Here is a 232-nt window from a genome sequence, read left to right on the forward strand (position 1 = left end):
GCGATCACCTCCGTGGAGGTGCCGTGGTAACCGCCTCGGGCGAATTCGATCACCGCCGCGCGGATGACGCTCTCGCGCCGCTCGTCTGCGCTCATCCTGACCATGCGATTAAGTTAGTGGCCAATCACTACCTACGTCAAGAGGTGGGGACGAGTAAGGGGCGTCCGCCATAGCGGACGCCCCTTACGTACAACCCGTAGCCCTGCTCAGGCGAGACGGACGACGGCGCGGG

1 pseudogene is annotated in these 232 nt (G+C 64.7%); it reads right to left on the reverse strand.

The annotated features are described in order from the left end of the window. Nucleotides 1–104, reverse strand: a pseudogene (locus J0695_RS43830) (TetR family transcriptional regulator); the annotation flags it as partial. Nucleotides 105–232 lie beyond the last annotated feature (128 nt).

Origin of the sequence: Streptomyces beijiangensis, assembly GCF_017315755.1 — a bacterium.
Classification (GTDB): domain Bacteria; phylum Actinomycetota; class Actinomycetes; order Streptomycetales; family Streptomycetaceae; genus Streptomyces; species Streptomyces beijiangensis.